Below are 24,582 nucleotides of genomic sequence, written 5' to 3'. Positions count from 1 at the left end.
CGAGCCTAGGCGATCGTTCGACGGTCGAACAACCTGCCCCTGGCTAGACTCCGCCCATGACCCCGCAGCCCGCCCCCGACCCCGCGGAGCACGTCGCCGTGGTCCACGCGCTGCGCGCGTTCAGCGAGGGGGCGGAGCACGCGGTCGACGACGCCGGCCGCGGCATCGGGCTGCACCGCACCGACCTCAAGGCGCTCGCCCACCTCATGCGGTGCGCGGACGAGGACCGGCCGGTCACCGCCACCGACCTCGGCGCCCACCTGCACCTGACGCGCGCCGCCACCACCGCCGTCGTCGACCGCCTGGTGGCCTCCGGGCACGCCCGCCGGCGCCGCGACGACGTGGACCGCCGCCGCGTGCTCGTGGAGCACACCGACTCTGCCCGGCGCGACGGCGCCGCCGCGTTCCTGCCCCTGTCCCTGCGCATCAGCGGCGCCCTGACGCCGTTCACCGCCGAGGAGCTGCGCGCGGCCCTGCGGGTGATCGAGGCGGCCACCGCGGCCCTGCAGGCGCCGCCGGACGCCCCCGCGGCACCGGTGCCCGGATGAGCGGGCCCGGCCCGGGCCGGCCGGTCCTGATCGGGGTGGACGGCCGCTCCGGCGCGGGCAAGACCGTCCTCGCGGACGCCCTCGCCGCGCGACTCGCCCCGTTCGCCCGAGTGGCCGTGCTGCGGATCGAGTCCATGTACCCCGGCTGGGACGGCCTGGCCGCCGCCGTGGACGAGGGCGGGCCCTACCCCGCGGCGCTGCGGGCCCTCCACGCGGACGGCACGGCCGCCTGGCGCGCGTGGGACTGGCACCGCGGCGCCCCCGGGGAGCCGACGGCGATCGGCCCGGCCGACGTGGTGGTGTGCGAGGGCGTCGGGGCCCTCAGCGCCGCCGCCCGCCCGCTGCTGGACCTGGCGGTGTGGCTCGAGCTCGAGACCCCGGCACGGCGCTCCCGGGCGCTGGCCCGGGACGGGGAGACGTACGCCCCGCACTGGGAGCGGTGGGCCGCGCACGAGGAGGCCTACCTCGCCCGGCACGACCCCCGCGCGGCCGCCGACCTGGTGGTGCGGCTCCCCTCCGCCTGAGCGGCGCCGGCCGGACGGCCGACGCACAGGCCGGTGCGCACGGCGCCGGCGACGCCGCCGTGCGCGTCAGCTGCCCTCGGGGGCGACGAGGTCCAGCAGCCGCCGGATCCACTCCTCGTCCGTGGGCTCGGCGAAGAGCACCCGCATCACCAGCTGGGAGCCCACGGTCTCCGCGAGCATCTCGCGGTCGACGCCGTCGCCCAGGCGCGCCGAGCGGAAGCGGGCGTGCAGCTGCTCACGCACCGGGGCCACGAGCATGCCGTGGATCTGACGGCTCTGGCTGTCCGCGGTGGCGATCGCGGCCACGAGCGACTGGGAGAGATGGGTGGCCCCGCCGCCGTCGATCTCCTCCTGCATCTCCCGCAGCCAGTGGGCGAGGTCCTCACGCAGGTCGCCGGTGTCCGGGATCACGGGCAGGGGGATGACGAGGTAGCCGGCGCCGACGGCCTCCACGAGGACGTCCACCTTGGTCTTCCACCAGCGGTAGACGGTCTGCTTGCTCACCCCGGCGCGGGCCGCGATGCCCTCCATGGTGAGCTTGGCGTGCCGGCCCGGACCCATGAGCTCGGAGGCCGCCCGCAGGATGGCCTCGCGGGACGCCTGGCTACGAGGGCGGCCGCGCCGGCGCGGGGCGACGTCCTCCGTGCCGGGCGGCCCGGCGGGATCGAGGGGGGTGCGACGCGTTTCCATCTGCGAGATCGTACCGGGCACAACAGCCCTGGTGAGACGCCGTTACCGCGCCCTCACGCCGCCAAGACCGGAACGGATCGTTCCGATTAGGTGTAGGATGGGAGCGCGCGCGGCGTGTCGCCGCGCACCCACATCCCCATCGCACGGAGACCTCCCCTTCCCATGGCGAAGCTGCTCTACCGGCTCGGCCTCGGCGCCGCACGCCGCCCCCTGACCGTGATCCTCGCCTGGGTGCTCGCCCTGGCCCTCGCCGTGGGCGGATTCCTCGCCTTCGGCGGCACCCTCTCCTCCAACGTCACCATCCCCGGCACCCCCACCGCCCAGGTCACGGACCGCCTCCAGGACGAGTTCCCCGAGGCCTCCCGCGGCATGGGCCAGGTGGTCTTCACCACCGAGGACGGACAGCCCTTCACCGACGCGCAGCGCGACGCCGTGGCCGCCCTCCTCGACGAGGTGGCCGGCCAGGACGCCGTGGACGCGGTGGTGGACCCGTTCGAGGTGCAGGCCCAGCAGGACGACGCCCGCACCGCGCTGGCCGACGGCCGGCAGGAGATCGCCGACGGCGAGCAGGCCCTCGTGGACGGGCGCGAGCAGGTGGACGCCGGCCGCGCCGAGATCGAGGAGGGCCGCGCCCAGGCGGACGCCGGCGAGCAGGAGCTCGCCGACGCCGCCGCGCAGCTCGAGGACGGCCAGGCCCAGCTCGACGCCGCCCGCGCCGACATCGAGGCCCGCGGCCTGGACGCGCTCCCCGCCGAGGCCCTCGCGCCCCTGCGCGAGGCCGAGCAGCAGATCGCCGACGGCCAGGCCGAGCTCGACGCCGGCCGCGCCGAGATCGAGGAGCAGGCGGCCCGCCTCGAGGCGGGCCAGGCCGAGATCGACGCGAACCGCGAGCAGCTCGAGGCCGGCCAGGCCGAGCTGGACGCCCGCTGGGGCGAGCTCGACGCCGGCCAGGCGCAGCTGGACGCCCAGCGCGAGGAGCTGGAGGCGGGCCGCGCCCAGCTGGAGCAGGCCCTCGCCGCCGCCCTGGAGCAGGCCCAGGCCGACGGCATCCCGGCCGAGCAGGTCACCGCGCAGTTCGCCGAGCAGCAGGCCCAGCTCGAGGCCCGCCAGGCGCAGCTGGACGCGGCCCAGGAGCAGGCCGACGCGGGCCGCGAGCAGCTCGTGGCCGCCCAGGCCGAGGCCGACGCCGGCGCCGAGCAGCTCGCCGAGGCCCAGGCGCAGGCCGACGCCGGCGCCGAGCAGCTCGCCGCCGGCCGCGAGCAGCTGGAGGCCGCCGAGGCCGAGCTCGAGTCCGGCCGCGAGCAGCTGGCCGCCGGTCGGCAGCAGGCCCTCGACGCCGCCGCCGCCGAGCTCGACGCGCAGCAGGCGCGGATCGACGAGGGGCGCGCCCAGCTCGAGCAGGGCGTCGCGGACCTCGAGGCCGGCCGGGCCGAGCTGGCCGCCGGCGCCGAGCGCCTGGACCAGGCCGAGGCCGACCTCGCCACCGGGCGCACCGAGCTGGAGGACGGCCGCGTCGCCGCCGAGCGCGGCGAGCGCAGCCTCGCCCTCGTGGCGGGCTACCGGTCTGTGTCCGAGGACGGCAGCACCGCCGTCGGGATCGTGTCCTTCTCCCAGCCCTCCCTGGACGTGACCGCCGAGGAGAAGGAGGCCGTCACCGGCGCCCTCACCGGCGCGGACATCGACGGCGTGGCCGTGCACCCCTCCCAGGAGCTCAACGCCACCGTGCCCTCCATCCTGGGCCCGGGCGAGGTCGTGGGCCTGATCGTCGCGGCCATCGTGCTCGTGGTCATGCTCGGCACCCTCGTCGGCGCGGGCCTGCCGCTGGTCAACGCGCTCGTGGGCGTGGGCGTCGGCGCCGCCGGCGCGCTCGCGTTCTCCTCCATGGTCGAGATGATCTCGGTGACCCCCGTGCTCGGCGTGATGCTGGGCCTCGCCGTGGGCATCGACTACGCGCTGTTCATCGTCAACCGGCACCGCCAGGAGCTCAAGCGCGGCACCGCGCTGCACGAGGCGATCGCCCTGGCCAACGGCACGTCCGGCAACGCCGTGGTGTTCGCGGGCATCACCGTGATCATCGCCCTCGTGGCCCTGAACGTCACCGGCATCGGCTTCCTCGGGCTGATGGGCACCGTGGGCGCGGTCTGCGTCGCCGTGGCCGTGCTGGTGGCCGTCACCCTGACCCCGGCCCTGCTCTCGCTGGCCGGGACGCGGATCCTCTCGAAGAAGGAGCGGGCCCGCCTCGCGGACGAGGGCCCTGCCTCCGCCGCCGAGGGCTCCGCCGCCGTGCGTCGCGCCGGGCGCCGTTCGACCATGTCCACCCCGGCCGCGATCGCCTCGGCCCTGGCGGCCGTCGCCCTGCTGGTGCTCGTGGCCCTGCCGTTCGGCTCGATGCGCCTGGGCCTGCCGGACGGCGGGTCCGAGCCGGAGGGCTCCGACTCGCAGGTGGCGTACGAGCTCACCGCCGAGAAGTTCGGCGAGGGCTACAACGGCCCGCTCGTGGTGACCGTGGACCTGCCCGCCGGCCTGGACGAGGACGCGGCCGAGGACGCCCGCCTGGCGGTGGGCGAGCAGTTCGCCGACCTCGAGCACGCGCACGCCGTGGTGCCCGCGGGCTTCAACGAGGACCGCACCGTCACCATGTTCCAGGTGCTGCCCGAGGAGGGCCCGAACGCCGTCTCCACCGAGGAGCTGGTGCGCGAGCTGCGCGCCACCGAGCCGGCCGGCGAGGCCTCCAACCTGGGTGTGGCCGGCATGACCAGCGGGTTCATCGACGTCTCGGAGAAGCTCTCCGACGCCCTGCCCCTCTACCTGGGCGTGGTGGTGGGCCTGTCCCTGCTGATCATGGTGCTGGTGTTCCGCTCGATCCTGGTGCCGCTGATCGCCACCGGCGGGTTCGTGCTCTCCGTGTTCGCCGCCATGGGCGGCGTGGTGGCCATCTACCAGTGGGGCTGGCTCGGCTCGGTGTTCGGGGTCCACAACCCCGGCCCCGTGCTCAGCTTCCTGCCGACCATCATGATCGGCGTGCTGTTCGGCCTGGCCATGGACTACCAGCTGTTCATCGCCTCCGGCATGCGCGAGGCCTACGCCCACGGCCTGCCCGCCCGCCAGGCCGTGCTGACCGGCCTGCGCTCGGGCCGCGCCGTCGTGATCGCCGCGGCGATCATCATGATCTCCGTGTTCGGCGGGTTCATCTTCGCCCACGACGCGATGATCCGCCCGATCGGCTTCGGCCTGGCCTTCGGCGTGCTGCTGGACGCGTTCGTGGTGCGCCTGCTCCTGATGCCGGCGCTGATGCACCTGCTCGGCGAGAAGGCGTGGTGGCTGCCGCGCTGGCTCGACCGGATCATGCCGGACGTGGACGTGGAGGGCGCCCAGCTCGAGCGCGGCCACGCCCCCGCCGCCGAGGCCGCGTCCGCCCCGGCTCCCGAGGCCGGCCGCACCCCGGCCGTCGACGGCGGCGCGCACCGGGCCTGAGCGCGCCCGACCGCGCGGGACACCGCCGCCCCCGGCCACTGCGGCCGGGGGCGGCGGACTATCCTGGGCGCATGTCCCCCACCCCGTTCTCCCCCTCCCCCGGCGAGCCCGTCCTCGTGCTGCTCGAGGCCGGCGCGGACGGCGCCCGCCTGCCCCGCGTGGCCGACCCCGCCGTCCCGCACCTGCGCGTGAGCGACCAGGGCGTCACGCGCGGCGACGGCCTGTTCGAGACCGCGCTCGCCGTCGCGGACGAGGCCGGGGTGCTGCGGATGCGCAAGCTCGGCGCCCACCTGGGGCGCCTGGCCTCCTCGGCCGCCGCCCTGCAGCTGCCGGCGCCGAGCGCCGCGGCGTGGGAGGCCGCCGTCGAGCGGGGCCTGCAGGCCTTCACCGCGGCCAACGACGTGGCCGCCGGGGACCGCCTCTCCGTGCGCCTGACCGTCACCCGCGGGCCCGAGGCCGCGCCCGGCGCCCTGCCCCAGCCCTCCGCCTGGGCGCTGCTCAGCCCCGCCCCCGCCGTCGAGGACGAGGAGCGCCGCACCGGGCTGCGCGTGCTCCTGCTGGACCGCGGCCTGGACTCCCGGGCGCCGGAGCGCTCCCCGTGGCTGCTCACGGGCGCCAAGACCCTCTCCTACGCCGTGAACATGGCCGCGCTGCGCTACGCGCGGGCCCACGGCGCGGACGACGTGGTGTTCACCAGCGCGGACGGCTACCTGCTCGAGGGCCCCACCTCCACCGTGCTGATCGTGCGCACGGGCGTGGACGGCACCCGCCGGCTGCTCACCCCACTGCGCCAGAAGGGCATCCTCGCGGGCACCTCGCAGGCGGTCATCTTCGCCGCCGCCGGCGCGGCCGGCTGGGAGCTGGGCTACGGCCCGCTCGTCCCCGCGGACCTGGAGGGCGCCGACGGCGTCTGGCTGGTCTCCTCCGTGCGCGGCGTCCTGCCCGTGCGCGCCGTGGACGGCGTGGAGATCCCCGTGGACCACGCGCTCACCCTCGAGCTGCAGGCCCACCTCGACGCCGACGGCGACCCCGGCGCCCACGTGGCCGGCGACCCCGCCCCGACCGCGGGATAGGCTGGACGGGGCCCGCCCGGCGTCGCCGGCCGCGGTCCCAGACCGACTCGCGACCCCCACGAACACGGAAGGCCCACCATGAACACGCTCGCCCAGAAGGCCCTGTCGACCGGCATCACGCTGGTGGGCGGCATCATCGGCTCCCGCGTGGTGGCCGGCGGCTGGAAGCTCGTCACCGGCCACGACGCCCCGGACGACGCCGCCGACGAGACGCTGCCGATCGTCGAGGCCCTGTCCTTCGCCTTCATCTCCGCGGGCGTCGCCGCCATCCTGAAGGTGGCCGGCCAGCGCGGTGCCGGCGCCGCGATCCGCAAGGTCACCGAGTCCGCCGCGCACCGCGTGGACAACGAGGTCTGAGCCGCACCCGGCCCCCGCACGACGACGGCCGCCGCCCGGACTGCTCCGGACGGCGGCCGTCGTGCTCTCTGCCGCGGTGTGCGGGCCGGTGCGCTCAGCGGCGCCGGCGGCGCCGCGACTCCGGGGAGCGCGGATCCAGCTCCGGCGCGGGCTCGACCCGGCGGGCGACGGCGGCCAGCTCGTCCCGGTGCAGCAGCTCGCGGCGGGCGTGCTTGGTGCGGTAGGCGGTGCGGCCCACCAGGTGCGAGGCCACGGGGGCCGTCACCATCTGGGTCACCCATGCCAGGAACAGCACGGGCAGCCACGGCCAGGACTCCCAGGCGATCGCCAGGCCGGCGAGCATGAGCATCAGACCCAGGACCTGGGGCTTGGCCGAGGCGTGCATGCGGGCCAGCAGGTCCGGCAGCAGGAGCAGGCCCACGCCGGCCACGAGCGTGAAGAACGCGCCGGACACCAGCAGCGCGGCGGAGAGCCAGTCCAGGAACGTCGCGGTCTCGGTCATCGTCCCTCCTCCCCGCCGGGCACGTCGGAGGTGCCGGGCACGCGCGCCTGGTCCTCCATGGAGTGGTCGGGCCGCCGGTCCTCGACGAAGCGGGCCACGGTCACCGAGCCCACGAAGCCGACGGTGGCCGCCAGCACCACGAGCACCACGTTGTCCGTGTGGCGGCGCACGGCCATGTCCAGGATGAGCCCGGAGGAGAGCACCACGAGCAGCACGTCCGTGGCGATCGCACGGTCCAGCAGGGACGGCCCGCGGACGATCCGGTAGAGCGCGCCGAGGGCGCCGACGAACAGCAGCGTCCCGGCGATCCAGGCGGCCAGGTGGAACGGGTCCGTCATGCGCCCTCCTTCGCGTGGTCGGCGGTGTCTCCGATGGGTGCGGTGCCCCCCGGCCGCGGGGCGGCGGGGCGCCGACGCTCGGCCGACTCCTCCTCCGGCGGGGCCGTGTCCGGGTACCGGTGGACCAGCTCGAGGTCCTCCCGGGTGCCGACCGCCTTGATGATGCCGGCCTCGACGCGAAGCGCCTTGGCGCGGAAGTCCTCGATGTCCTCGTCCGTGGTGGCGTCCAGCACGTGGAGGTAGAGGATGGACCGGGCCCGATCGACGTCGAGGACGATCGAGCCGGGGACCAGGGCCAGGGCGTGGCTGACCAGGGTGATGACGAGGTCGTCGTGGCTGCGCAGCCGCACCCCCACGATCGAGCTGCGCGCCGCCCGCCCGCGCAGCAGCACCACCTTGGACACCTCGACCGAGGAGCGCACCACGTCCCCGAGGAACTGGGAGGTGAACACGAGGAACCACCACGGGTTCAGGCGGCCGCTGAAGGGGATGCGCGGCATGGGGAACAGCACCATGACGAGCAGCGAGAAGGCCAGGCCGGCGAGCGCCACGTGCAGGGAGTAGTCCTCCCACACGGCGCACCACAGCAGCACGAGCACCGCGATCAGGGGCCACTGGCCCACCATGTCCCGGACGCGGTGCGGGCGCGCCGGACGCTCGGCGCCGGTGGCGTCGCGGGCGGGGTCAGTGCCGGGCATCGTGCACCTCCGTCGGGTCGTGGCTGAGGGTCTCGGCGGCGCGCTCGGCGGCGGCCTGGTCGAGCACGCTCGCGATGTAGGGCGTGCGGTCCAGCATGTCCGTGGCGGCCGCGTCGGCGAGGTCGAACAGCGGGCCGGCCAGGACCGTGAAGGCCAGCGTCATGACCACCAGGGCAGCCGTGGGCAGCACGAGGCCCGGCTCGAGGCGGCGCGGGCGCAGGCCGCGGTCGATGGTCCGCTCGTAGGCGGCCACCAGCTGGGCGGGCGGGTGCTCCACGTCCTCCACCTTGCGCCAGAACGCACGGGTCCACACGCGCACCACCACGAGCAGGGTGAGCAGGGAGGCCAGCAGGGACACGCCCACGAGCGTGTAGGACAGGCCGGTGCCCTGCTCCACGCCGCCGCGCAGCAGGCCCACCTTGCCCAGGAAGCCGGACAACGGCGGGATGCCGCCGAGGTTGAGCGCGGGGATCAGGAACAGGACGCTGACGAACGGGGAGACCTTGGCCAGCGAGCCCAGGCGGTCGATGTTGGCAGTGCCCGCCCGGTTCTCGATCAGGCCCGTGACCAGGAAGAGCGCCGTCTGCACGGTGATGTGGTGGCCCACGTAGAACACGGTGGCGGCCAGGCCCATCTGCGTGGCCAGCCCCAGGCCGAAGATCATGTAGCCGATGTGCGAGACCAGGATGAAGGAGAGGATGCGCTTGATGTCCGTCTGGGCCAGCGCGCCGAGGACGCCCACCACCATGGTCAGCGCCGCCACCACCAAGAGCAGGGCGTTGACGTGCTCGCCGGGGAACAGCAGGGTCTCCGTGCGGATCATGGCGTAGACGCCCACCTTGGTGAGCAGGCCCGCGAACACCGCGGTGACGGGCGCGGGGGCCGTGGGGTAGGAGTCCGGCAGCCAGAAGGAGAGCGGGAAGACCGCCGCCTTGATGCCGAAGCCCACGAGCAGCAGCACGTGCAGCACCATCTGCACGTCGCTGGGCAGCTCGCCGAGCTTCACGGCCAGGTCCGCCATGTTCACGGTGCCCGTGGCGGCGTAGACCATGGCGATGGCGATCAGGAACACCACGGAGGAGACCACGGAGACCACCACGTAGGTGACGCCCGCGCGGATCCGCTGGGCCGTGCCGCCCATGGTGAGCAGCACGTAGGAGGCGGTCAGCAGGATCTCGAAGCCCACGTAGAGGTTGAAGAGGTCGCCGGCCAGGAACGCGTTGGACACGCCCGCCACGAGGATCAGGAACGTGGGGTGGAAGATCGAGACCGGCCCGCCCTCGTCCCGGTTCACCATGCCCTGCGCGGACGCGTAGAGGAGCACCGCGAGGGTGATCAGCGCGGAGACCACCAGCATGAGGGCCGAGAGCCGGTCCACCACGAGCGTGATGCCCAGCGGCGCGGGCCAGCCGCCCACGTGCACCGAGGCGACGCCGCCCTCCCAGACCGCCGCGAGCAGCAGGCAGTTGAGCAGCAGGGTGAGCACGAGCGCGGTGACCGTGACCACGACCTGCGCGCGCGGGCGGCGCACCAGCATGAACGTCACGGCCGCGCCCAGCACGGGCATCATGACGGCCAGCGGGGCCAGGTCGGTCATGGGGACGGAGCCGATGCTCATGCGCGCTCGCCCCCCTCGGGGCGGCGGCCGCGGGCGGCCTCCCGCGATCCGGCGGCGGTCGGCGGGGCGGGGATGGCGTGCTGCACCTGCGGACGGGCCTCCGTCGTGTGCTCGTAGTGGGCGTTGGGGTCGGTGGAGTCGTCCATGAACTCGGAGTGCTCCTCCACCAGCTCGGAGTCGTCCTCGGCGTCCCAGGCGCCCTGGCGGGCGATCTTGACGTCCTCCGCGTCCACCTCGACCTCGTCCTCGCGGCTGATCAGCCAGGAGCGGTAGATCATGGCCGTGAGGAACGCTGTGATGGCGAAGCCGATGACGATCGCGGTAAGGATCAGCGCCTGGGGCAGGGTGTCCGCGTACTCGTGCGGGTCCCGGCCGCGCACGAACAGCGGGGCCAGGCCGACGCCGCCGGAGGCGAGGAACAGCAGCATGATGGCGCCGTTGTTGATCAGCATGATCCCCAGCAGGATGCGGGTCAGGGTGCGCTCGAGCACCAGGTAGATCCCCCCGGCGAACATCACGCCCATCGCCAGGAGCAGGGCCAGGTCGACGGTCATCATCGGGCGGCCTCCTGGGCGTCGGGGGTGGACGGGGTGGGCATGCGCGGATGACGACGGCGGGCCGCGGCGCGCAGGCGGGCGCGGCGGGCCTCCTCGCCCCGGCGGTCCACCTCGCCGCCGAGCGAGCGCAGCACGTCGATCACGAGCCCGACCACCACGAGGTACACGCCGATGTCGAACGCCGTGGCCGAGACCAGCTTGAGGGCGTCGCCGAACAGCGGCAGGTCGGTGAACTCCACCACGTAGGACTGCAGGATCTGCCCGCCGAAGAAGAGCGGGGCGATCCCGGTGAGCGTGGCGATCGCCAGGCCCAGGCCGATCATGGGCCCGGCCGGGATCACGGAGGCCTCCTGCAGCTCGTACCGGCCGCCGGCGAGGAAGCGCAGCGTGAGGGCCAGGCCGGCGAGCAGGCCGCCGGCGAAGCCGCCGCCGGGGGTGTTGTGCCCGGCCAGCAGCAGGTAGACGGAGAGCAGCATCATGATCGGGAACATGAAGCGGGTGACGACCTCGAGGATGATCGAGCGCCGCTCGGGGGCCATCGTGTGGCCGGCCACGAGCCACTGGCCGTCGCGGTCGTCCACGGCGAAGCTGCGCACCACGGACAGCTCGCGGCTGCCCAGCGCGGAGTCGGCGCCGAAGGCGCCGACGGAGCCGGGGGCGACGTCGTCGATGCTACGGGTGCGCCCGTCGCGGTGCTGCAGGAAGATCAGCGAGGCCACGCCGGTGGCGGCGGCGGCCAGCACGGTGATCTCGCCCCACGTGTCCCACGCTCGGATGTCCACGAGGGTGACGTTCACGGCGTTGGTGCCGTAGCCGTCCGTGTAGGCGAGCTCCGGCATGGGCAGCGAGATGCGCTCGGCGGTGCGGGCGGCCAGCGCGGTGGCGGCGATCCACATCATGGTCAGCGCGAACCCGACGGCCACGGCCAGGCGGCCCAGCCGCCGCGAGCCGGCGCGGCGGTCGTACCAGTCCGGCGGCAGCACGCGCAGGCCCAGGATGAGGGTGACCAGGATGATGGTCTCCACGAGCACCTGGGTGATGGCGAGGTCCGGGGCGCCGCGCAGGGCGAACAGGGCGGCGGCGCCGTAGCCGGTCACGGACACCAGCATGATCGCCTTGAAGCGGCGGCGGGCGCGGACGGCGAACACGGTGGCGACGGCGATGATCGCCACGATCAGCAGCTGCGCCGGGGTCTCGAACCAGATCAGGTCAGCGGCCAGGAACGAGGTGGCCAGCGGGCGCTCGGCCCGGCCCACCGGGAAGAGCAGGAACGCGGCCGGCAGCAGGAACGCCGCCGCCAGGATGATGCCCAGGTAGCGGCGCAGCGAGCCGGTCTGGGTGCGGCCCGTGACCCACACGGCCGTCTCGTCCACGTAGCCGATGAGCCGGCGGTACCCGCGGGCGGCGTCCACGGGGGACTCGGTGCGCTCCTGAAGCGCCTCGAACGGGCGGCGGGCGAGGGCGAGCAGCGCGCCGAGCACCCAGATCCCCGCGGAGAGGGCGAGGATGGGCGTCCAGCCGTGCCACAGGGCCAGGTAGGCCGGCTTCTCCGCCGGGTCCAGCGGCGGCAGGGAGCCCGTGTGGGCGGTGATGATCCCCTCCACCGGGCCGGGCAGGAAGGCGAGCACGAGTCCGGCGAGCGCGAGCAGCGCGGCCGGGGCCAGCTCGAGCGCGGTGACGCGGGTGTGGAACTGCGTCTCCGGCACCGTCTCGCCCGCCTCGTCCCGCTTGACGGCGAAGCAGCCCCAGAGGAAACGCCACGTGTAGGCGAAGGTGAGCACCGAGCCCAGGGCCATGACCACGAGCGGGGTCCAGGCCCACACGCCGCCGTGGGCGGCCCCGTGGGCGGCCAGCGACGCGAGCACGGACTCCTTGGCCACGAAGCCGAACAGCGGGGGCAGCCCGGCCATGGACAGTCCTGCCGCCACGGCGACGGCGGCCAGGACCGGATGGCGGCGCCCGATGCCGGAGAGCTGGCGCAGGTCGCGGGTGCCGGCCTCATGGTCGATGATGCCGACGATCATGAACAGCGGCGCCTTGAACACCGCGTGGGCCAGGAGCATGGCGAGCCCGGCCATCGCCGCGTCCCGGGTGCCCAGGCCGTTGGCCACCATGAGGAAGCCGAGCTGGGAGACCGTGCCGTAGGCGAGCACGAGCTTGACGTCCGTCTGCCGCAGGGCGCGCCAGCCGCCGAGCACCAGGGTCCACAGGCCGACGCCGAGCACCAGGACCTGCCAGGACGTGAGGTCGTGGAACTCCGGGGCCAGGCGGGCCACGAGGAACACGCCGGCCTTCACCATGGCCGCCGCGTGCAGGTACGCGGACACGGGGGTGGGCGCGGCCATGGCGGCCGGGAGCCAGAAGTGGAACGGCGCCTGGGCCGACTTGGTCAGGGCGCCGATCAGCACGAGCGCGACGGCGACCTCGAGCAGCCCGCGCATCCCGGGGTCCGCCATGAGGGCCGGGGCCGCCTCGAGGACGCCGGAGATCCGCCAGGAGCCGGAGACGTGGGCCAGCATGATGAGGCCGGCGAGCATGGCCAGGCCGCCGAACGTGGTGACGATCAGGGCGGTGATGGCGGAGCGGCGGGCGAAGATGCGGTGGCCCGAGTAGCCGATCAGCAGGAAGGACAGGACCGAGGTGATCTCCCAGAAGGTGTAGAGCACCATGAGGTCGTCCGTGGTCACCAGGCCGAACATCGCGCCGGCGAAGGCCAGCAGCTGGCCGCCGAACACCGCGTTGCGCGGCTCGTGCTCGCGGAAGTAGCGGGCGCAGTACGCCAGCACCAGCGCGCCGACGCCCAGCACGATCAGGGACATGAACGCGGCCAGCACGTCCATGCGGAAGGCGAGCTCGATGTCCAGGTACGGCACCCACGGCACGCTGCGGTCCAGGTGGGCCGCGGAGGCCGGGATCGGCCGGCCCGCGTCGAGCGCCTCCTGCAGGGCGAACACGTGCGGCAGCTGGGTCAGGAGCCACAAGAAGCCGGCGGCGGGGACCGCGGCGAGGAGGTAGAAGCCCTGACGCCCCGTCCAGCGGAACACGGCCGGCGCGGCGAGCGCGACGACGAAGAGAGCGGACAGGGTGAGGAGCATGGAGTCCCTTCGTCTGGGCGCGTGCGAGGGCTTGTCCCACCCTATAGGACGGCGCCGCGCCGCCCGCGGCTCAGGGAGCCGGTTCAGCGCTGCGCGTGACCGGGTCCGTCACCCGCGCGAACAGCACGCCGCCGACGATCAGCACGAGCGCGATGACGGGGATGACCACGCGGTTGTCCGGGACCGCCGCGAGCGCGAGCGTCACGAGCATCGGGGTGATGAACCCGACCGCGCGGCCCGTCGTCGCGTAGAGGCCGAACACCTCCCCCGCCGTCCGCTCCGTGGTGAGGCGGCCCAGGAAGGCGCGCGAGGCGGACTGCACCGGGCCGACGAACAGGCACAGCGCCAGCCCGCCGATCCAGAACGCCAGGGTGCCCGAGGCCAAGGCCAGGCCCGCCGCCACGAGGACCATGGCGGCCAGCGAGCCCAGGATCACGCGGCGCGGGCCGATCGCGTCGTCCAGGCGCCCGCCCGCGAACGCGCCCGCGGCGGCCACCACGTTCGCCACGATCGCGAACAGGATCACGTCCGAGGCCGCGAGCCCGTAGACCGTGGTGCCCAGGATGGCGCCGTACACGAAGACCGCCCCCACGCCGTCGCGGAACACCGCCGAGGAGACGAGGAACCACAGGGTGTTGCGGTCCTCGCGCCACATCCGCGCCAGCGTGGACCCCAGCGCCCGGTAGGACGCGGCCAGGGACTCGCGGCGCGGGCCGCCGCCGGGCGTGGGCGCGGGCGCCGGATCCGGCACCGCCACGAGCACCGGGATCGCGAACACCAGGAACCACGCCGCGGCCACGAGGGCCACCACGCGGATGTTCAGCGCCTCGTCCCCCGTGATCCCGAACCAGTGCGCGTCCCCGGAGACGAAGCCCACGAACACGATGAGCAGCAGCAGGATGCCGCCCAGGTAGCCGGCGCCCCAGCCGATGCCGGAGATCCGGCCGATCGTGGCCGGCGTCGAGATCTGCACGAGGATCGCGTTGACCTGCACCTCGGCGAACTCGAAGAACACCGTGCCGAGGGCGATCATCGTGACGCCCAGCAGCAGGGAGGACTCCTGCGGGGTGACGAGGAAGCACGCCGCGGTGCAGGCGATCACGGCCGCCGTCATGACCCCCAGCCACAGGCGGCGCCGACCCGCCCCGTCCGCGCGCCGGCCCATCACGGGCGCCGTCAGGGCGATCACGACGCCGGCCACCGCCAGCGCCGTGGACAGCCAGGCCGTGCCCCGCTCGTCCGGGCCGAACGCGTCCGAGGCGAGGTACGTGCCGAACACGAAGGTGACCATGACCGCGTTGAACGCGGCCGATCCCCAGTCCCACAGCGCCCAGGCCATCACCTGGCGGCGCGGGGCGGCGGTGGCGAGGCGCGGGAGGGCGGCGTCGGGGACGGCGGAGGCGGCGGGGTCCATGCCGGGCATGCTACGGGGCGCGCGGGGCCGCCGGGTGAACGCCGTCACACGGCCCCGCGCGTCGCTCAGCGGTCGATGCGGGTGAGGTGGAAGTCCAGGTGCGCGCGTGAGGCGGTGGGGCCGCGCTGGCCCTGGTACCGGTTCTGGTTCGCGCCCGTGCCGTACGGCGACGCGGCCGGCGAGGAGAGCCGGAAGAAGCAGAGCTGGCCGATCTTCATGCCCGGCCACAGCGTGATCGGCAGGGTGGCCACGTTGGACAGCTCGAGGGTGACGTGCCCGGTGAACCCGGGGTCGATGAACCCGGCGGTCGAGTGCGTCAGCAGGCCCAGCCGGCCCAGCGAGGACTTGCCCTCCAGGCGCGCGGCGAGGTCGTCCGGCAGGGTGACCTGCTCGTACGTGGAGCCGAGCACGAACTCCCCCGGGTGCAGGATGAACGCCTCGTCCGGGTCCACCTCCACCAGGCGGGTCAGCTCGTCCTGCTCCTGGCGCGGGTCGATGTGCGCGTACCGGTGGTTGTCGAACAGCCGGAAGAAGCGGTCCAGGCGCACGTCCACGGACGCGGGCTGCACCATGGCCTCGTCCAGCGGGTCCAGGCCGACGCGGCCGGAGGCCAGCTCGGCGCGGATGTCCTGGTCGGAGAGCAGCATGGGCTCAGTCCATCCGCACGACGACGGCCAGCGGGGTGCGCTCGCGGCCCTGGCCCAGCGGGTTGTCCGCGAAGGCGGCCTCGAGGACGGCGGCGGGGGCCTCCGTGTCCCGGCCGAGGGCGTTGCGGCCGATGTCGTTGGCGTCCATCACCACGGTGCCGGCGAACGAGCGCCGCGCCCACTGGGGGATGTCCGCGGCGCGGATCATCGCGGAGACCTCGCGGGCCACGCCGTCCGGGTCCGCCGGAGGCAGCTTCGCGGAGACGTTCGCGGGGAACGCGGAGTAGGTGGTGGGGCCGTCGATGGCCCGCACGTTGCCGCCCACCACGTTGTAGAACACGCCGCGGCGCCCGGCGACCTTGCCGACGGCGCCCGCGGCGGCCGAGAGCACGATGCGCGGCAGGCCCGCCTCCTGGATGGCCAGCTGCATGGTGGTGGGGTCGCCCAGGCCGATGCCCGCGGGGGTGCGGGTGACCAGGCGGGAGAGCACATGCGCGGCGGCGCCCGGGCGGATCTCCCACGTGAAGTAGGAGCGGCCCTGGGTGATGGCCACGATCTTCTCGGACACGGAGAAGTGCCACGGGGCTCCCTCGGGCATGGCGTCCGCGGGCAGGTCGCGGAAGAAGTCCTCGATCTCGGGGCGCAGGTACGCCATGAGGTCGGTGTCCCGGTCCACGAGAGGGGTCTGCAGCGGGAACCGGCGGTAGCGGCGGCCGTCCTCCTCGGAGACGAGGTCCAGCTCCTTGCCGGGGTTGGCCTCGTGGTCCGGCTTCGCGGCGGCGGGGGCCGGCTCGGCCTCCTCGGCGGCGCCCGGCCGGGCGGCGGGGGCGGCCTCGCCGTCGACGGCGTCGCGCAGCCACAGCTCGAGGTTGAGCAGGCGCCAGAAGCGCTCGGGGTCGTGACGGCGGGGGTGGGCCAGGAAGTCCTCGAACAGGGCGCGCACCGTGGGGGCGTCCACGTACGGGCGGGCCGCGAAGGACGGGGAGGCGAACACCTCGCGGGCGGGCTCGCGCAGGGCGAGCAGCACGTCCGCGGCGGCGTCCTCGTCCGCGGGGCGGGCCGGCGGCAGCACGGCGTCCACGAGCCCCTCGACGCGGCCGCGGGCGGCGGCGCGCTCGGCCGGGCGCTCCCCCGCGTGCGCCTCCACGAAGGACGCGTGCAGCAGGGCCTCGACCGGCACGGCGGCGCGCTCGCGGGCGTCGGCCACGCGGGCGGCGAGCCCGCGGCGGGCGGCGTCGAGGTCGCGGACCGTCCCGCGCGCCTCGCGCAGCGAGCGCGGGACGCGCACCGGGGCGGTCCGGGGCTGCGTCGTCGGGGCGGGCTGCGCCGCGGCGTCGGAGCCGCGGACGGCGGCCGTGGAGGCCAGCGGACCGCCGTGGGCGCGGATGGCCGCGCGCAGGGACTCGAGGTCGGCGGCGGGGGCCGTCGGGGCGGCGGCGGGGGCGGGCCCGCCGATCAGGAAGGGGCGCTGCGTCTCGCCGAAGGCGAGGTAGCGGTAGACCGCCGTGTCGTCGGGGCGGGCGGGGGTCTGGCCGGGGGCCGCGTCGGCCGTGGTCTCGCGCATGGTGCGTCCTTCCGGGACGGGGGCTGCGGGGCGCGCCCGACCGCGGCCGGACGCGGTCTGGACTCTACCAGCGGGCCCCGACGGGACACCGTGGGAGCGGGCGTGCGACGCCCTCGGCGGGGCGGCCTGTCCGGGCCGGCGGGCGGGGCTGGTGTATGGTGGTGCCCGCGCCGCAGGTGAGAAGCCGAGCGGCTGCGCGGGCGTAGCTCAATGGTAGAGCGCTTGCTTCCCAAGCAAGATACGCGGGTTCGATTCCCGTCGCCCGCTCCACCAGGAATCACCTCGTCAGGGCCCGGCCACCGCCGGGCCCTGAGTGCTTCCACGATGACGGCGGCCCGCCTCAGCGCCCCGCGCGCAGCTGACGCAGGCGCCGCTCCAGGTCCACGGGCAGATCCGCGGCGAAGCGCGGGTCGACGTCGGGCCCGGCGTCCGCCATCCGGTACACCCCGTCCGCGCGGTCCAGGAAGCCGTAGTCCACGAGCTCGCGCCGCAGCGTGGCCACGTCCTCGTGGGCCGGGCGCAGCAGGTCGTTGACCTCCGGCTCGGTGTAGGCGCGATCCGGGGCGAAGCGGCGCAGCAGCTCCAGGAGCACGGCCACGCGCGGCTTGCGCCGGGCGGGGATCGAGCGCAGCCGCTCCCCGTCGAAGAAGCGGGCCAGCACGGTGGCGTGGAAGCGCTCGGCGGCCTCCCACTCGTCGGCGAGCGCGGCCGCCGCGGCCGTGTACCGCTCGCCGGTGACGGCCATGCGGGCGCGGATCAGGGTCTTCAGGTCGGACTGACGGGTCATCGGGGCATCCTCACGGGCGCGCGCCGCCCGGCCTCGCACGCGCCGCGGGGGTCGGTTCGACGTCCGTCGCAGGCGGGTGGGCCCGAGGATCCGCTCCCCTTCGCGCCGGGCCGGCGCGGCCCTGCCGCGCGGGACCGGGCCGCGCGGCGCGCTCGGCGGTGGGCGCCGCCGTCGTGATCCAGGCTAGCGGACGTCCCCGACGTAGGATCGCGGCATGCCCCTCGCCTCGCCGCGCCCGACCGCGCCCGACCGCCCCGGGGAGCGCCCGTGACGCAGGTGCTCTCCGGCTTCGTGGTGGTCTGGGTGATCATCGCCGTGGGCTTCCTGGTGGGCCGCTCCGGCGTGCTCGGCGAGGACGCCCGCACGGTGCTCTCCCGCACGGCGTTCTACATCGGCAGCCCGGCCCTGCTGTTCGTCACGCTCTCCGGCGCGGACGTGGCCGCCGTGCTCGGTCCGCAGCTGTGGGTGGCCACCCTGTCCGCCCTCGCCGCGGCCGCCCTGTTCCTGGCGGTCTCGATCCCGCTGTTCAAGGAGCGCCCGGCCTCCGAGCGCATCATGGCCGCGCTGAGCGCCTCGATGGTGAACTCGGCGAACCTGGGCATCCCCATCGCCGCGTACGTGCTGGGCGACGCCGCCCTCGCCGCCCCCGTGCTGATCTTCCAGCTGGCGATCTACACGCCCCTGTACGTGGCCGCCATGGACGCCGCCACCACGAGCGAGGCCCGGGCCCGGGCCGCGGGCGGGCGGCCCGCGGTGCGCCGCTCCCGCGGCCAGGCCCTCGCGGCGCAGCTGCGCCAGACGGGCACGAACCCCATGATCCTCGGCTCCGCGGCCGGCCTGCTCTTCTCCCTCAACGACTGGACCCTGCCCGGGCCCCTCATGCAGTCCGTGGAGCTGATCGGCGGCCTCTCCATCCCGGCGATGCTGCTGGCCTTCGGCATGTCCCTTGTGGGCTCGCGGCCCCTGGAGCGGGCCGGCGGGCGGCGCGCGGACGTGCTGCTGGCCTCGGGCGTGAAGCTGCTCGTCCACCCGCTGATCGCCTGGGTGCTGGCGCAGTTCGTGCTCGGCCTGGACGCGCGGGAGGTGTTCGTCGCCGTCGTGCTGGCCTCCCTGCCGACGGCGCAGAACGTGTTCGTCTCCGCGGTGCGCTACGACGCGGGGCTGCGGGTCTCCAAGGACACGATCCTCATCACCACGATCGTGGCGATCCCGGCGATGATCGCCGTCGCGCTGCTGCTGGCCTAGCGGGTCGGGCGCGGGGTCGCGCGGCCCCCGGCGGGGCCGCGCAGCAGGAGCACGACGACGGCCAACAGCGCCGCCAGCGCCAGCGCGCTCAGCACGTAGATCGGCCGGGCCCACGGGCTGTGGTCGGCCCCGCCGATGCCGTACGTGTCCGCAAGGGCCATGCCCATGCCGAAGGAGGCGAAGAAGTAGGCGGGGGTGGCCGCGACGAGCGAGGCGAGGCCGAGCGCGAGCACCGCGAGCGGGTCCACCTCCTCGCGGCGCCACACGAGGAACCACAGGATCGCCGCCACGCCGAGCCCCGCCGCGCAGAGCAGGACCGGGAGCAGGAAGGGCAGGGCGCCCTCCCCCGCCATGCCGAGGTCCGCGTACACCTGCCCCAGCGCCCGGTCCCCCGGGGCCGCCGCGAGCGGGTTCAGCACGAAGACCTGCAGCGCCGCGAGCACCGCGGCCGCCGCGACCAGGGCGGGCACCACGCCGCCGGCGACGAGGCGCACCCAGCCGGGCCGGTCGGGCAGGGCGGGCGGCGCCGTCGTCGGGCGGGGCCGGGACGCGCGGCCTCCGTGGGAGGCCGGCCGGGGGCGCGGTGCGGGGCGGGACATGCGGCCAGGCTAGCCCGTCCGGGAGGTGGCCCTAGGATGTGGCCCATGGCACAGAACACCGCAGGCGAGGGCCTGCTCGAGTCCATCCGTCAGGGCTACTCCTTCGAGGACGCCACCCTCACGCTCGGCGCCGCCGTGGTGGGGGACGAGGTGCACGCGGACACCCCCGTGCGGCTGCCGCTGCGCATGATGAACCGCCACGGGCTCGTGGCCGGCGCCACCGGCACGGGCAAGACCAAGACCCTGCAGATGATGGCCGAGCAGCTCTCCAGCGCCGGGGTCCCCGTGTTCCTCGCGGACGTCAAGGGGGACCTCTCCGGGCTCGCCGTCGCGGGCGAGGCCTCGGAGAAGCTCGCCGAGCGCACCACCGCCACCGGGATGCCCTGGCAGTCCCAGGCCTACCCCGTGGAGTTCCTCGCCCTGGGCGGCGACGGCGTGGGCGTGCCCGTGCGCGCCACCGTGGACGCGTTCGGGCCCGTGCTGCTCTCCCGGATCATGGAGCTCAACGAGACCCAGGAGTCCTCGCTGCAGCTGATGTTCCACTGGGCGGACCAGCGCGGCCTGGCCATGGACGACCTCGCGGACCTCAAGGCCGTCGTCACCCACCTGACCTCGGACGAGGGCAAGGCGGACCTCAAGGGGCTCGGCGGCGTCGCCACGTCCACCGCCAACGTGATCCTGCGCGAGGTCACCGGCCTCGAGGCCGCCGGCATGGCCGCGTTCTTCGGCGTGCCCGAGTTCGAGACCGCGGAGCTGCTGCGCGTCGCCCCGGACGGGCGCGGCGTGATCACCTGCCTCGAGCTGCCCACCCTGGCCGCCAAGCCGCAGCTGTTCTCCACGTTCATGGTGTGGCTCCTGGCGGACCTCTTCGCCGAGCTGCCCGAGGCCGGGGACCTGGACCAGCCCAAGCTCGTGTTCTTCCTGGACGAGGCGCACCTGCTCTTCGACGGCGCCTCGAAGGCCTTCCTGGACGCCATCACCACCACCGTGCGCCTGATCCGCTCCAAGGGCGTGGGCCTGTTCTTCGTCACCCAGACCCCGCAGGACCTGCCCGCCGAGGTGCTCGGCCAGCTCGCCAACCGCGTGCAGCACGCCCTGCGCGCCTTCACCCCGCAGGACGCGAAGGCGCTCAAGCAGACCGTGCAGACCTTCCCCACCACCGAGTACGACCTCGCCGAGACCCTCACCTCCGCCAAGGTCGGCGAGGCCGTGGTGACCGTGATGGACCCGGAGGGCGCGCCCACCCCCGTGGCGCTGACCCGCATGTGGTCCCCGCAGTCGGCCATGGAGCCCGCCCCCGAGGAGGCGATGCGCCAGATCGTCGGCGCCTCCGCCCTGCTGCCGGTCTACGGCACCGCGCAGGATCGCGAGTCCGCGTCCGAGGTGCTCTCCGCGCAGGCCGCGGCGGCGGCCCCCAGCACGGGCGGCAGCGCCCGGGGCAGCGCCGCCGGCGCCGGGGACGCCCGCGTGGCGGACGGGCACGGCGGCGGCACCGTGGTGTCCGGGGTGGACCTGGGCGACATCGAGGCGCTGCGCCGCGAAGAGGAGAAGGCGGCCGCCCGCGCCCGCAAGGAGGCGGACAAGCCGAGCGACTTCGAGCGCGCCATGGGCAACTTCATGAAGTCCGCGGGCACCCAGCTGGGCCGCGAGGTCGTCCGCTCGGTGCTCGGCACGCGCGGCCGCCGCGGCGGCGGCCTGCTGGGCGGGCTGTTCCGCCGCTGACGGCCCGGCCCGCCCCCGCTTTCGTGCGGGAACGGGAGCCTCCCACCCGTTTTCGTGCGGGAAACGGGAGGCTCCCACCCGTTTTCGTGTGGGAAACGGGAGGCCCCCATCCCGTTTTCGTGTGGGAAACGGGAGGCTGGCTCAGCCGCCGACCACGCGCGGGGCGGCACCGGCGGCGCCAGTCACCCGTCCGGCCCACCCGACGCGATCAGACCTGCCGCCGGGACGACGTCGGGCCGCACCTTCGAGGCGAAGGTGCGGCCCGACGTCGTGGTGGGGTCCGGTGGAGGCGCGGTGCCCGAGACTCCCGTTTCCCGCACGAAAGGCCCAGCGAAGGCTCCCGTTTCCCGCACGAAAGTGCGCGGCGGCGGGGGTGGGGGTCAGCGCACGCCGTGGCCCGAGAGCGACTTGGCCCAGGCCTCGATGGCGTCCCAGTCGCGGTAGTCGCCGTAGTTCTCGTTGCGGGAGACCTTGAGCTTGAGCTTCTCCAGCCAGCCGAGGCGCTCCTCCACGAGGGCGCCGCGGAAGAAGGCGATCTCGCGCGGGCCGTACGACTCGAGCTTCTCGCGCACCTTCGGGTCCAGCTCGTAGCCGCCGCCGGAGGCCAGGAACAGCAGGGGCTTGTCCGCGAGCTCGGCCCGGCGCGAGTCCAGGAAGTGCCGCGCGTCGGCCGCAAGCGAGCCCTCGTACACGGGCGCCGCCACGATCACGGCGTCGGCCGTGGCCAGCCAGGCGGCCGCGCCGGCCACGTCCTCCACGACGGTCTCGACGGACTGGGAGGTACGCAGCACCTCGGCCACGCGCTCGGCGATCTCACGCGTGGATCCGTGGGCGGACGAGGTGACGATGAGCGTGGTCATGGTTCTGCGCAGCCTTCGTGGTCGGGGGCGGACGTCGGGACTCAGTGTATCCCGCGCAGGTCCAGGTCCAGGCGGGTCTCGGCGCCCTCCGGGGCCCCCTCCGGGGCGTGCACGGTGACCGGGATGCCCCAGTCCTGCTGGTACAGGTGGCATGCGGCGTGGTCCGGGATGGGCTGCCCCTTCTCCCCGTCACAGGCGGCGGCGCGCGCGGTGATGTGCAGGACGCCCTCGGCCACCGCGGGGTTCAGCCGCAGGGTCCGGCTCAGCCCGGTCGAGGTGCCGGCGCCCTCGAGCAGCAGCTCCTCCGGGGAGCAGGAGACCTTCAGCTGGGTGGGGTCGCCCCAGCGGTCGTCCAGCTTCTGGCCGGAGGGCGCGGCGAAGCCGATGGCCAGGTCCACGTCCCCGGCCACCATGGGCGTGCGGGGCCGCTGGGTCTGCCGGGCGCCCTCGTCCACGGTGAGGTACTCCTCCGGCACGGCCAGCCGGACCAGCCGGTGGGCGTTGGTCTCGACGACGACGATCGCCGCCGGCGCCCCCTCGGCGTCGTACTCCACGAGCACGTCCGAGGGCTCCTGCAGCCCGCGGGCCACGGTGGAGACGGCGGCGGCCACGGGGCGGCCGGCAGCGTCCTCACCGGCGGGGGCGTAGCGGCGCACGGCGCCGTTGTAGGTGTCCGCGATGAGCACGGAGCCGTCCGGCAGGGCGGTCACGCCGAGGGGGTGCTGCAACCGGGCCTGGGCGGCCTCGCCGTCCACGAAGCCGAAGTCGAACAGGCCGGTGCCGACGGCGGTGCCCACCTCGCGGCGCCCGTCCTCGCCGGTGCGCAGCCAGCGCACGGCCGAGGTCTCGGAGTCGGCGGCCCACAGGGTGCCGTCCGGGCCCACGGAGAGGCCGGAGGTCTGGGCGAACCAGGCGGAGCCGGCGTCGCCGTCGAGGAGGCCCTCCAGGCCCGTGCCCGCGTGCACCGCGAGGGCGCCGGCCACGGGGTCGAAGTCGAAGAGCTGGTGGGTGCCCGCCATGGCGATCACCACGCGGCCCGCGGCCGGGTCCCACGCCACGTCCCACGGGGAGGACAGGGAGATCGCGGTGGGCTCCCCCGGGAGGTCGGACAGGTCCACGGAGACGCCCTCGGCGTCCCCGGCGGAGGCCTCCTTGGCGCGCTCGGAGTCGATGAGCTTCTGCACGCCGTTGCCGGCCACGGTGCTCACGCCGCCGTCCGCGAGGCGCAGCCCGCGCAGGCGGTGATTCACGGTGTCCGCGACCACCACGTCGTAGCCGACCCGCTCCGCCACGTCCTCGGGCAGCAGGGCCAGGCCGTTGGGCTCGTTGAACAGTGCCTGCTCCGGGCCGCCGTCCGCGTGGCCCTTCTCCGCCGGGGTGGGGAACGCGAGCCCGGCCTGCTCCTCGCCGGCCCCGGCCGGGTCCCCGCCGCCGACCGCGCGCAGCACCGTGGTGAGGTCCTCCGCCACCTCGAGGAGGCGGTGGTGGCCGGTGTCCGCCACGAGGAACGTGCCCGGCGCCGTGCCGCGGCCGGCCAGCGAGATCGCCTTGCCGGGGAACTTCAGGTCCCGGGCCACGGGCGTCGGCGGCACGTACGGGCCGGAGCCGCGGTGCAGGGTGCCCTTGGCCTCGTGCTCGGCCACGAGCTCGCGCACGAGCGAGTACAGGCCGGCCACGTGCCCCTCGCCCGAGAGGTGGGCGGCGATGTAGCCCTCGGGGTCCACGACCACGAGCGTCGGCCAGGCGCGCGCCGAGTAGGCCTGCCACGTGGTCAGCTCCGGGTCGTCCAGCACGGGATGCTCGATGGTGTAGCGCTCGACGGCGGCCGCGAGCGCGTCCGGGTCCGCCTCGTGCTCGAACTTGGGCGAGTGCACGCCCACGGTGACGAGGACGTCCGCGAACTCCCCCTCGAGGGGGCGCAGCTCGTCCAGCACGTGGAGGCAGTTGATGCAGCAGAACGTCCAGAAGTCCAGGATCACGACCTTGCCGCGCAGGTCCTCCAGGGTGACCTGCTCGCCGCCGGTGTTCAGCCAGCCGCGGCCCACCAGCTCGGAGGCGCGCACGCGCGAGGCGGCCCGCGGCACGGCGGCGGGGGCGGCGTCGGACGGGGCGGCGTCGGGCGAGACGGCGGGCGGGGTCTGCGGATCGGTCATGCCCACCATCATGGCGCACGCCCCGGACGCGTCCGCGCTCAGCGGACGCCGGCGTCGTCACAGGGGGAAAGACGACGCCGGCCGGTCCGGCCCGGTGCGCCGCGCGGGCCGCCCGGG

General features: G+C 74.9%; 21 protein-coding genes and 1 tRNA gene. 8 read left to right on the top strand and 14 right to left on the bottom strand.

Annotated features, from left to right (window positions below; translation table 11 throughout):
• Nucleotides 1-56: 56 nt before the first annotated feature.
• Nucleotides 57-548 carry a MarR family winged helix-turn-helix transcriptional regulator gene (locus HDA33_RS12470; RefSeq protein WP_184173645.1) on the top strand — a complete coding sequence of 164 codons (492 nt, stop codon included), beginning with the start codon at nt 57-59 and terminating at the stop codon, nt 546-548.
• Entirely contained in the window at nt 545-1,072 is a 528-nt protein-coding gene (locus HDA33_RS12465) for a nucleoside/nucleotide kinase family protein (RefSeq protein WP_184173643.1), read from the top strand. The genes HDA33_RS12470 and HDA33_RS12465 overlap by 4 nt, the downstream gene beginning before the upstream one ends.
• A gap of 66 nt (nt 1,073-1,138) precedes the next feature.
• Here the strand turns inward: HDA33_RS12465 and HDA33_RS12460 are convergent, their stop codons facing one another.
• Entirely contained in the window at nt 1,139-1,762 is a 624-nt protein-coding gene (locus HDA33_RS12460; protein ID WP_184173641.1) for a TetR/AcrR family transcriptional regulator, read from the bottom strand.
• 162 nt (nt 1,763-1,924) lie between these two features.
• Between HDA33_RS12460 and HDA33_RS12455 the strand changes: the two genes are divergently transcribed.
• From HDA33_RS12455 to HDA33_RS12445, 3 genes are all read left to right on the top strand, one after another.
• Nucleotides 1,925-5,236 (top strand): MMPL family transporter, encoded by a 3,312-nt coding sequence (locus HDA33_RS12455; RefSeq protein ID WP_184173639.1) that lies wholly within the window; start codon nt 1,925-1,927, stop codon nt 5,234-5,236.
• Between the two features lie 71 nt (nt 5,237-5,307).
• The gene (locus tag HDA33_RS12450; protein ID WP_184173637.1) at nt 5,308-6,309 is read left to right on the top strand and encodes an aminotransferase class IV; all 1,002 of its coding nucleotides are present in this window, start codon (nt 5,308-5,310) and stop codon (nt 6,307-6,309) included.
• Between the two features lie 78 nt (nt 6,310-6,387).
• Complete coding sequence (locus HDA33_RS12445) at nt 6,388-6,666, top strand: DUF4235 domain-containing protein (RefSeq protein WP_184173636.1); 279 nt, start codon at nt 6,388-6,390, stop codon at nt 6,664-6,666.
• Nucleotides 6,667-6,760: 94 nt separating this feature from the next.
• On the opposite strand, the gene mnhG is transcribed toward HDA33_RS12445, so the two are convergent.
• The 9 genes from mnhG to HDA33_RS12400 form a co-directional block, all read right to left on the bottom strand.
• On the bottom strand, nt 6,761-7,168 hold the full coding sequence (gene mnhG, locus HDA33_RS12440; RefSeq protein ID WP_017488065.1) for a monovalent cation/H(+) antiporter subunit G: 408 nt from the start codon (nt 7,166-7,168) through the stop codon (nt 6,761-6,763).
• Nucleotides 7,165-7,506, bottom strand: coding sequence for an MrpF/PhaF family protein (locus tag HDA33_RS12435; RefSeq protein WP_158491673.1), 342 nt, complete (start codon nt 7,504-7,506; stop codon nt 7,165-7,167). The genes mnhG and HDA33_RS12435 overlap by 4 nt, the downstream gene beginning before the upstream one ends.
• Nucleotides 7,503-8,204 (bottom strand): Na+/H+ antiporter subunit E, encoded by a 702-nt coding sequence (locus tag HDA33_RS12430; RefSeq protein WP_184173634.1) that lies wholly within the window; start codon nt 8,202-8,204, stop codon nt 7,503-7,505. Before HDA33_RS12430 ends, HDA33_RS12435 begins: the two co-directional genes overlap by 4 nt.
• Complete coding sequence (locus HDA33_RS12425; RefSeq protein ID WP_184173632.1) at nt 8,191-9,822, bottom strand: Na+/H+ antiporter subunit D; 1,632 nt, start codon at nt 9,820-9,822, stop codon at nt 8,191-8,193. The genes HDA33_RS12430 and HDA33_RS12425 overlap by 14 nt, the downstream gene beginning before the upstream one ends.
• Nucleotides 9,819-10,379: an NADH-quinone oxidoreductase subunit K gene (locus HDA33_RS12420; RefSeq protein WP_017488069.1), complete on the bottom strand. Its 561-nt coding sequence runs from the start codon at nt 10,377-10,379 to the stop codon at nt 9,819-9,821. The genes HDA33_RS12425 and HDA33_RS12420 overlap by 4 nt, the downstream gene beginning before the upstream one ends.
• Nucleotides 10,376-13,474 carry a Na+/H+ antiporter subunit A gene (locus HDA33_RS12415; RefSeq protein WP_184173630.1) on the bottom strand — a complete coding sequence of 1,033 codons (3,099 nt, stop codon included), beginning with the start codon at nt 13,472-13,474 and terminating at the stop codon, nt 10,376-10,378. Before HDA33_RS12415 ends, HDA33_RS12420 begins: the two co-directional genes overlap by 4 nt.
• Before the next feature lie 70 nt (nt 13,475-13,544).
• Nucleotides 13,545-14,888 carry an MFS transporter gene (locus tag HDA33_RS12410; RefSeq protein ID WP_184173628.1) on the bottom strand — a complete coding sequence of 448 codons (1,344 nt, stop codon included), beginning with the start codon at nt 14,886-14,888 and terminating at the stop codon, nt 13,545-13,547.
• A 65-nt stretch (nt 14,889-14,953) separates the two neighbouring features.
• Complete coding sequence (gene dcd, locus HDA33_RS12405) at nt 14,954-15,535, bottom strand: dCTP deaminase (RefSeq protein ID WP_017488072.1); 582 nt, start codon at nt 15,533-15,535, stop codon at nt 14,954-14,956.
• A 4-nt stretch (nt 15,536-15,539) separates the two neighbouring features.
• Entirely contained in the window at nt 15,540-17,099 is a 1,560-nt protein-coding gene (locus HDA33_RS12400; protein WP_184173626.1) for a hypothetical protein, read from the bottom strand.
• Nucleotides 17,100-17,295: 196 nt separating this feature from the next.
• Here HDA33_RS12400 and HDA33_RS12395 point away from each other — a divergent pair.
• Nucleotides 17,296-17,369: transfer RNA gene (locus tag HDA33_RS12395), tRNA-Gly, on the top strand.
• Between the two features lie 70 nt (nt 17,370-17,439).
• Here HDA33_RS12395 and HDA33_RS12390 read toward each other — a convergent pair.
• On the bottom strand, nt 17,440-17,886 hold the full coding sequence (locus HDA33_RS12390; RefSeq protein ID WP_184173624.1) for a DUF2087 domain-containing protein: 447 nt from the start codon (nt 17,884-17,886) through the stop codon (nt 17,440-17,442).
• Between the two features lie 267 nt (nt 17,887-18,153).
• Here HDA33_RS12390 and HDA33_RS12385 point away from each other — a divergent pair, with 267 nt between their 5' ends.
• Nucleotides 18,154-19,131 (top strand): AEC family transporter, encoded by a 978-nt coding sequence (locus HDA33_RS12385; protein WP_184173622.1) that lies wholly within the window; start codon nt 18,154-18,156, stop codon nt 19,129-19,131.
• Here HDA33_RS12385 and HDA33_RS12380 read toward each other — a convergent pair.
• Complete coding sequence (locus tag HDA33_RS12380; RefSeq protein ID WP_184173620.1) at nt 19,128-19,730, bottom strand: hypothetical protein; 603 nt, start codon at nt 19,728-19,730, stop codon at nt 19,128-19,130. The two genes, HDA33_RS12385 and HDA33_RS12380, sit on opposite strands and share 4 nt — an antisense overlap.
• 45 nt (nt 19,731-19,775) lie before the next feature.
• Here HDA33_RS12380 and HDA33_RS12375 point away from each other — a divergent pair, with 45 nt between their 5' ends.
• Entirely contained in the window at nt 19,776-21,452 is a 1,677-nt protein-coding gene (locus tag HDA33_RS12375; RefSeq protein ID WP_184173618.1) for a helicase HerA-like domain-containing protein, read from the top strand.
• A gap of 380 nt (nt 21,453-21,832) precedes the next feature.
• Here HDA33_RS12375 and HDA33_RS12370 read toward each other — a convergent pair whose 3' ends face one another.
• Together HDA33_RS12370 and HDA33_RS12365 are read right to left on the bottom strand one after the other, a co-directional pair.
• On the bottom strand, nt 21,833-22,312 hold the full coding sequence (locus HDA33_RS12370; RefSeq protein ID WP_184173616.1) for a flavodoxin domain-containing protein: 480 nt from the start codon (nt 22,310-22,312) through the stop codon (nt 21,833-21,835).
• 41 nt (nt 22,313-22,353) lie between these two features.
• Nucleotides 22,354-24,465 (bottom strand): NHL domain-containing thioredoxin family protein, encoded by a 2,112-nt coding sequence (locus tag HDA33_RS12365; RefSeq protein WP_184173614.1) that lies wholly within the window; start codon nt 24,463-24,465, stop codon nt 22,354-22,356.
• Nucleotides 24,466-24,582: the final 117 nt, after the last annotated feature.

It is taken from the genome of Micrococcus endophyticus (assembly GCF_014205115.1).
Classification (GTDB): domain Bacteria; phylum Actinomycetota; class Actinomycetes; order Actinomycetales; family Micrococcaceae; genus Micrococcus; species Micrococcus endophyticus.
This window is presented reverse-complemented; position numbering and strand designations above follow the sequence as displayed.

Bases quoted from the DNA above. Each gene is read 5' to 3' on its own strand.
- HDA33_RS12435 (WP_158491673.1), bottom strand. From the start codon at position 7,506: ATGACGGACCCGTTCCACCTGGCCGCCTGGATCGCCGGGACGCTGCTG.
- HDA33_RS12410 (WP_184173628.1), bottom strand. From the start codon at position 14,888: ATGGACCCCGCCGCCTCCGCCGTCCCCGACGCCGCCCTCCCGCGCCTC.
- HDA33_RS12450 (WP_184173637.1), top strand. From the start codon at position 5,308: ATGTCCCCCACCCCGTTCTCCCCCTCCCCCGGCGAGCCCGTCCTCGTG.
- HDA33_RS12470 (WP_184173645.1), top strand. From the start codon at position 57: ATGACCCCGCAGCCCGCCCCCGACCCCGCGGAGCACGTCGCCGTGGTC.
- HDA33_RS12370 (WP_184173616.1), bottom strand. From the start codon at position 22,312: ATGACCACGCTCATCGTCACCTCGTCCGCCCACGGATCCACGCGTGAG.
- HDA33_RS12465 (WP_184173643.1), top strand. From the start codon at position 545: ATGAGCGGGCCCGGCCCGGGCCGGCCGGTCCTGATCGGGGTGGACGGC.
- HDA33_RS12460 (WP_184173641.1), bottom strand. From the start codon at position 1,762: ATGGAAACGCGTCGCACCCCCCTCGATCCCGCCGGGCCGCCCGGCACG.
- HDA33_RS12365 (WP_184173614.1), bottom strand. From the start codon at position 24,465: ATGACCGATCCGCAGACCCCGCCCGCCGTCTCGCCCGACGCCGCCCCG.
- dcd (WP_017488072.1), bottom strand. From the start codon at position 15,535: ATGCTGCTCTCCGACCAGGACATCCGCGCCGAGCTGGCCTCCGGCCGC.
- HDA33_RS12415 (WP_184173630.1), bottom strand. From the start codon at position 13,474: ATGCTCCTCACCCTGTCCGCTCTCTTCGTCGTCGCGCTCGCCGCGCCG.
- HDA33_RS12445 (WP_184173636.1), top strand. From the start codon at position 6,388: ATGAACACGCTCGCCCAGAAGGCCCTGTCGACCGGCATCACGCTGGTG.
- HDA33_RS12380 (WP_184173620.1), bottom strand. From the start codon at position 19,730: ATGTCCCGCCCCGCACCGCGCCCCCGGCCGGCCTCCCACGGAGGCCGC.
- HDA33_RS12390 (WP_184173624.1), bottom strand. From the start codon at position 17,886: ATGACCCGTCAGTCCGACCTGAAGACCCTGATCCGCGCCCGCATGGCC.
- HDA33_RS12420 (WP_017488069.1), bottom strand. From the start codon at position 10,379: ATGATGACCGTCGACCTGGCCCTGCTCCTGGCGATGGGCGTGATGTTC.
- HDA33_RS12400 (WP_184173626.1), bottom strand. From the start codon at position 17,099: ATGCGCGAGACCACGGCCGACGCGGCCCCCGGCCAGACCCCCGCCCGC.
- HDA33_RS12430 (WP_184173634.1), bottom strand. From the start codon at position 8,204: ATGCCCGGCACTGACCCCGCCCGCGACGCCACCGGCGCCGAGCGTCCG.
- HDA33_RS12425 (WP_184173632.1), bottom strand. From the start codon at position 9,822: ATGAGCATCGGCTCCGTCCCCATGACCGACCTGGCCCCGCTGGCCGTC.
- HDA33_RS12455 (WP_184173639.1), top strand. From the start codon at position 1,925: ATGGCGAAGCTGCTCTACCGGCTCGGCCTCGGCGCCGCACGCCGCCCC.
- mnhG (WP_017488065.1), bottom strand. From the start codon at position 7,168: ATGACCGAGACCGCGACGTTCCTGGACTGGCTCTCCGCCGCGCTGCTG.
- HDA33_RS12375 (WP_184173618.1), top strand. From the start codon at position 19,776: ATGGCACAGAACACCGCAGGCGAGGGCCTGCTCGAGTCCATCCGTCAG.